Origin of the sequence: Dokdonella sp. (genome assembly GCF_036518555.1) — a bacterium.
Classification (GTDB): Bacteria; Pseudomonadota; Gammaproteobacteria; order Xanthomonadales; family Rhodanobacteraceae; genus Dokdonella_A.
The window spans coordinates 1-6,610 of sequence record NZ_DATDMY010000279.1; the positions used below are offsets into that span (position 1 = coordinate 1).

The 6,610-nt window shown below is 69.9% G+C and carries 7 protein-coding genes and 1 pseudogene; all 8 read left to right on the plus strand.

What is annotated here, in order from left to right; translation table 11 throughout:
* Positions 1–288: pseudogene (locus VI238_RS15220) on the plus strand (acetyl-CoA carboxylase biotin carboxylase subunit); the annotation flags it as partial.
* 5 nt (positions 289–293) lie between these two features.
* Complete coding sequence (locus VI238_RS15225; protein WP_331652865.1) at positions 294–488, plus strand: hypothetical protein; 195 nt, start codon at positions 294–296, stop codon at positions 486–488.
* A 16-nt stretch (positions 489–504) separates the two neighbouring features.
* Positions 505–1,416 carry a 50S ribosomal protein L11 methyltransferase gene (gene prmA / locus VI238_RS15230; RefSeq protein WP_331652867.1) on the plus strand — a complete coding sequence of 304 codons (912 nt, stop codon included), beginning with the start codon at positions 505–507 and terminating at the stop codon, positions 1,414–1,416.
* A gap of 272 nt (positions 1,417–1,688) precedes the next feature.
* Positions 1,689–2,468: a YiiX/YebB-like N1pC/P60 family cysteine hydrolase gene (locus VI238_RS15235; RefSeq protein WP_331652869.1), complete on the plus strand. Its 780-nt coding sequence runs from the start codon at positions 1,689–1,691 to the stop codon at positions 2,466–2,468.
* Positions 2,469–2,552: 84 nt separating this feature from the next.
* Entirely contained in the window at positions 2,553–3,341 is a 789-nt protein-coding gene (locus VI238_RS15240) for a DUF3426 domain-containing protein (protein ID WP_331652871.1), read from the plus strand.
* Positions 3,342–3,585: 244 nt separating this feature from the next.
* Entirely contained in the window at positions 3,586–3,867 is a 282-nt protein-coding gene (locus VI238_RS15245; RefSeq protein WP_331652873.1) for a helix-turn-helix domain-containing protein, read from the plus strand.
* Between the two features lie 80 nt (positions 3,868–3,947).
* Positions 3,948–5,525: a bifunctional phosphoribosylaminoimidazolecarboxamide formyltransferase/IMP cyclohydrolase gene (gene purH / locus VI238_RS15250; protein WP_331652875.1), complete on the plus strand. Its 1,578-nt coding sequence runs from the start codon at positions 3,948–3,950 to the stop codon at positions 5,523–5,525.
* Positions 5,526–5,626: 101 nt separating this feature from the next.
* The coding region (gene purD, locus VI238_RS15255; RefSeq protein WP_331652877.1) for a phosphoribosylamine--glycine ligase at positions 5,627–6,610 on the plus strand (984 nt) is incomplete at its 3' end.

A 6,610-nucleotide genomic window follows, 5' to 3' on the forward strand; every position in this document is an offset into this window, starting at 1 on the left:
GGCGGCCCCGGCGTGCGCGTCGACACGCACGTCTACGACGGCTACCGCATCCCGCCGAACTACGACTCGATGATCGGCAAGCTCATCGTGCACGGCCGCGACCGCGCGACCGCGATCGCGCGCATGCGCATCGCGCTGTCGGAGATGGTCGTCGAAGGCATCAAGACGAACGTGCCGCTGCAGCAGCGCATCATGGCCGACGGCGGCTTCCAGGCCGGCGGGCAGAACATCCACTACCTCGAGAAGCGCATGGCCGAGGCGAAGGAGAAGGCAATCGGGATCGGTTGATTCCCATGTCACGCTTCGGCAAGACGTTCTCGCGTTCGTTCGTACTGCTCCTGCTTCCGGCATGCCTGTTCCAGCATTGGCTCGAAACGCACGGGCAGTCGGACTTGCTGGGGGATTGGTACACCGTGTACTGCAGCGCGGCCTGGGCCTTGCTCGGTGCGCTCGCGTTCTCGACCGTCGCAAGCATGCTCAAGCGCTGAGCGAGTGCCACCATCTATGCCGTTCCTCGAACTTTCCCTGACCGTCCGCGCGAGCGACCAGGAGCGCGTCGAGCTCGCGCTCGAGGAAGCCGGCGCGCTCGCGGTCACCTTGCTCGACGCCGACGCCGACACGCCGAACGAGCGCGCGATCCTCGAACCCGGCGTCGGCGAGACGCCGCTGTGGGGCGAGATCGCGCTGTCCGCGTTGTTCGACGCCGAAGCGGACCGCGCCGGCCTGCTGCACGTGCTCGAAGAACTGCTGCCCGAGATCGAGCCGGCGCAGGTGCGCTTCCGCGACGTCGCCGACCAGGACTGGACGCGCGCATGGATGGACCAGTTCAAGCCGATGCGCTTCGGCCGGCGGCTGTGGATCTACCCGTCGAACATCGAACCGCCGGGCGACCAGGCCGACGCAGTCGTCGTGCGCCTCGATCCCGGCCTCGCGTTCGGCACGGGCACGCATCCGACCACCGCGCTCTGCCTCGAATGGCTCGACGGGCTCGATCTCGCCGGCCTGCACGTGATCGACTACGGCTGCGGCTCGGGCGTGCTCGCGATCGCCGCGCTCAAGCTCGGCGCGGCGCGCGTCGACGGCATCGACAACGACCCGCAGGCGATCCTCGCGAGCCGCGACAACGCCGAACGCAACGGCGTCGCCGATCGCCTCGCGCTGTACCTTCCCGACGCGTTCGCGCACCGGCCCGCCGACGTCTTCGTCGCGAACATCCTCGCCGGCCCGCTCGCCGACCTCGCTCCGCGCTTCGCGACGTGCGTGAAACCCGGCGCGCCGTTCGCACTGTCGGGCATCCTCGTCGCGCAGGCCGACGAACTCCTCGCGCGCTACGCCGAATGGTTCGACGACCTCGTCGTGGCGACGCGCGAGGACTGGGTGCGCATCTCCGGCCGCCGTCGCGGGCGATTGCTGTGACGAAGGCAATAGCCTGAAACACGAAGGACACGAAGAACACGAAGGAGAGCGGGCGAGGAACTTCACGGCTGCCGCGTTTGCGCGACTGGCGCGGACCTTCTTCGAGCGCTTGCAAAGTGCAGTTGAAGCGGAAACGAAAGACAACAGCGGTTTTCTGCTCCGGCCTCTCTTCGTGTCCTTCGTGTCCTTCGTGTTTCAGTCTTTTTGGTGCGTTTGGCCATGCCGCCACCACGCGCTAGACTGGCCGGATCGCGATCGGCGCAGAGGGTTTCGTGAGCGTGCTGCAGTGGATCGGGCATCGCCTCGCCGGTTACCTCGCGCGCCCGCGGCCGAACCTGCATGTCGCGACGAGCCGGCCGGGCCTGCTCGCAGCGACGTTGCGCAAGGGCGACGTGCTGCTGGTCGAGGGCACGAGCCGGTTTTCTGCGGCGATCCGCACGATCACGCAATCGACCTGGTCGCATGCGGCGCTCTGCATCGGTGATGCGCTGTCGGCCTCGCGCGGCGACCGCATGCCCCTGCTGATCGAGGCCGACGTCAACGACGGCGTGCGCGCGGTGCCGGTCGAGCGCTACGCGCAGATGCACACGCGCATCTGCCGCCCGGTCGGCCTCGGCGAGAGCGAGATCGATGCGGTGCTCGCGTACGCGATCGGCCGCCTCGGCCAGCAGTACGACCTTCGCAACATCATCGACCTCGCGCGCTACCTCGTGCGGCCGCCGCCGGTGCCCGAGCGCCTGCGCCGCCACCTGCTCGCGTTCGGCGGCGGCGAACCGACGAGCGCGATCTGCTCGTCGCTGATCGCGGCCGCGTTCGCCTCGGTCCGCTACCCGGTGCTGCCCGACATCGAGATCGCGCGCAGCCGCGGCGAAGCCGGTCGCGAGCAGGTGCGCGAGATCCTGCACATCCGCGATTCGAGCCTGTACGTGCCGCGCGACTTCGATGTGTCGCCGTACTTCGCGATCGTCAAGCCGAGCCTGCGCGATTTCGATCCGCACGCGCTGACCTGGGCCGCGATGCCGTCGCGCGCCATCGAAGCCGGCGAGGACTGATACGCGACAGCGGCGATCCCGCGCGACCGCGTCCTGCCCGTCGCGGCTGCTAGAATCAGCCGTCCCCGCCCGCGCTTCCGGCCGATGTACACGCAGTGTCCCGAATGCCTGACGATCTACAGGATCGACGGCGCCGAGCTCGCCGCGGCGCACGGCAGCGTACGCTGCGGGCATTGCGCGGCGGTGTTCGACGCGCTGCGGACGCTGAGCCTGCAGCTGCCGCCCGAACCGATCGAGCGACTCGACGTGCATGCGACGCAGCACGCGCCGCCGCAGCTCGAGTCGCCGGTATTCCGCCCGAGCCCGGCGCAGGTGTCGCTGTTCGCCGAGGCGGCGGACCGCGCGCGCGCGGCCGAGCGCTCGTCGCTGCCGGCGTTCGCGAAGCGCCGTCGCCGCGCACGCCAACGTCGCGACGGCACCTGGCTCGCGGGTTGCTTCGTGCTGGTGCTGACGCTCGCGGGCGAGATCGCATGGGCCGAGCAGGCCCGCTGGATCGACGATGCGCGCGTGCGCGCGTGGCTCGACCCGGCATGCGCGAAGCTCGGCTGCCGCCTGCCCCTGCGTCGCGACGCGAGCACGCTCGAACTGCTGTCGCGCGACATCCGCCCGCACCCGTCGGTGCCGGGTGCACTGATCATCTCGGCGACGCTGCGCAACGACGCGGGCTTCGCGCAGGCGTTCCCGACCGTCGAGATCACGCTCTCGGACCTCGACGAGAAGCGCATCGCGATGCGCCGCTTCTCGCCGCGCGAGTACCTCGCCGACGCGCGCGCGATCGCAACCGGGCTCGCGGCGGGGGCGAGCACGTCGCTCGTGTTCGAAGTCGCCGATCCGGGCAAGGATGCGGTCGCGTTCGAATTCAAGTTCGAGTAACGCTCGGCCATGCGCCCGCTCCCGGCGAAGCCCGGTCGTCCTCGCCGCTTCTCAGCTCGCGCCGAGATTGATCGCGCAAGTGCCGATGCGCGAAGGCATCGCGCGCGAAGCCATGGTCCCCGACCCTGAACTTCGCCGGCGAGGGACTTATCAACGCACGATCACGGCGCTACTATCCCCTCCCGACGTGCGCACGCGCCGTCGGCCCACGCATGGAAGGACGCTCGCCGAGAAGGGCCACGTTGTGAATGCCGCCATCCCCTTGCGCGCGGAAAGCGCGCACGAAGCCTCGTTGCAACCCGCACTGCGCGACTGTGTCGTCCGCGCGGTTCGCCGTTACCTCGCCGATGTCGAATCCGAGCCGGGCGAAGGCCTGCATGCGCTCGTCATGCGCGAAGTCGAATCCCCACTGCTGCGCGAAGTGATGGCCTGGTACGGCGGCAACCAGAGCCGCGCCGCCGCTGCACTCGGCATCAACCGCGCCACCCTGCGCAAGAAGCTGCAGCAGTACGGCCTCGCCGACTGATCCGGCCCTGCGCGCAGCGCTAGGCCGGCCCGCGGGGGCGCCGCTATAATTGCGCGCTTCCCCCGGGACGTAGCCCGCCCATGTTCGACGCCACCCTGGTACCGGTTCGCCGCGCGCTGCTCAGCGTGTCGGACAAGTCCGGCCTGATCGACCTCGCCCGCGGCCTCGATTCGCTCGGCATCGCGCTCGTCTCCACCGGCGGGACCGCGAAGGCGCTGCGCGACGCCGGCCTGCCCGTGTCCGACGTCAGCAGCGTGACCGGCTTCCCCGAGATCATGGACGGCCGCGTGAAGACGCTGCACCCGGCCGTGCACGGCGGGCTGCTCGGCCGGCGCGGCACCGACGATGCGGTGATGGCGGAACACGGCATCGCGCCGATCGACCTGCTCGTGGTGAACCTGTATCCGTTCGAACGCATCACCGCCGAACCCGATTGCTCGATGGCGGACGCGATCGAGAACATCGACATCGGCGGGCCGGCGATGCTGCGCGCGGCGGCGAAGAACCACGAGCACGTCGCCGTCGTCGTCGATCCGGCCGACTACGCCGAGGTGCTCGAGGCGCTCGCCCACGGCGGCACGCGCCTGGCGCTGCGCCGACGCCTCGCCGCGGCCGCCTACGCGCATACCGCGCGCTACGACGGCATCATCGCGAACTGGCTCGGCATGCGCAGCGACGCCGAAAAGCCCGAAGCCTTCCCGCCCGGGCTGCGTCTTGCGTTCGAGCGCCGGCAGGCGCTGCGCTACGGCGAGAACCCGCACCAGGGTGCCGCGCTCTACGTCGAGCGCAACCTCCCGCCCGGCACCGTCGCAGGCGCGCGCGTGCTCGCAGGCAAGGAGCTGTCGTACAACAACCTCGCCGACGCGGACGCCGCGCTCGAGTGCGTGAAGGCGTTCCAGAAGACGCCCGCGTGCGTGATCGTCAAGCATGCGAACCCTTGCGGCGTCGCGCTCGGCGCGAACCTCGGCGACGCGTACGAGAGCGCCTACGCGTGCGACCCCGTGTCCGCGTTCGGCGGCATCATCGCGTTCAACCACCGCCTCGACGGCGCGACCGCGAAGAAGATCATCGAGCGCCAGTTCGTCGAGGTCGTCGTCGCGCCCGAGTTCGACGCCGACGCGGTCGCCGCGATCTCGGCCAAACCCAACGTGCGCGTGCTCGCCGTCGGCGAATGGGGCGAGACCGCACCGCACGCCTACGACTACAAGCGCATCGCGGGCGGCCTGCTCGTGCAGGACGCCGATCGCGACACGCTGCTGCTGTCCGACCTCAAGGTCGTATCGCGCCGCGTGCCCGACGCGGCCGAGCTGCACGACCTGCTGTTCGCGTGGCACGTCGCGATGTTCGTGAAGTCGAATGCGATCGTGTATGCGCGCCAGGGTCGCACGATCGGTATCGGCGCCGGCCAGATGAGCCGCGTCGTGAGCGCGAAGATCGCCGCGATGAAGGCGGCGGAGGCGAAGCTCGAGGTGCCCGGCAGCGTGATGGCGTCGGATGCGTTCTTCCCGTTCCGCGACGGCATCGACGCCGCCGCCGAGGTCGGCATCCGCGCAGTCATCCAGCCCGGCGGCTCGATGCGCGATGCGGAGGTCATCGCCGCGGCGGACCAGCATGGGATGGCGATGGTGTTCACGGGTGTGCGTCACTTTCGACATTGATGGCATCGATGCCACCGCGCCTTCAATCCTGAAGCTCATACGGCAGGCTTCGGAAGCCCGCATCTCCACATCCACCTCGCACATCCGGCAGGAATCGCAGCATGAAGATCCTCGTCATCGGTTCCGGCGGTCGCGAACATGCGCTCGCGTGGAAGCTGCTGCAGTCGCCGCGCGTGTCCGAAGTGATCGTCGCGCCCGGCAACGCGGGCACCGCGCGCGAGACGCGCATGCGCAACGCCGACGTCGCCGCGACCGACGTCGACGGCCTGCTCGCGCTCGCCCAACGCGAAGGCATCGCGCTCGCGGTGGTCGGCCCCGAGGCCGCGCTCGCGGCCGGCGTGAGCGACCGTTTCCACGCGGCCGGCCTGCGCTGCTTCGGCGCGAGCCGGATCGCCGCGCAGCTCGAGAGCTCGAAGGCGTTCGCCAAGGATTTCCTCGCGCGCCACAACATCCCGACCGCGCGCTACGCGGTGTTCACCGACCTCGGCCCCGCGCTCGCCTACGTGCGCAAGCACGGCGCGCCGATCGTGATCAAGGCGGACGGGCTCGCCGCAGGCAAGGGCGTCGTCGTCGCGCTGACGCTCGCCGACGCCGAGCAGACGCTGCACGACATGCTCGGCGCGCGCACGTTCGGCGACGCATCCGCGCGCGTCGTGATCGAGGAGTTCCTCGAAGGCGAGGAAGCGAGCTACATCGTCATGAGCGACGGTCGCAACGTGTTGCCGCTCGCGACGAGCCAGGACCACAAGCGCCGCGACGAGGGCGACTTCGGACCGAACACGGGCGGCATGGGTGCGTACTCGCCGGCGCCGGTGGTCACACCCGCGGTCGAACGCCGCGTGCTAGACGAGATCATCCATCCGACGATCGCGAGCATGGCCGCGGAAGGCGCGCCGTTCATCGGCTTCCTCTATGCCGGCCTCATGATCGGTCGCGACGGCGCGCCGAAGGTGATCGAGTTCAACGCGCGCCTCGGCGACCCGGAAACCCAGCCGATCATGCTGCGCCTTAAATCCGACCTCGTCGACCTCGTCGAGGATGCGCTCGACGGCCGCCTCGATCGCGCGCAGGCGAGCTGGGATCCG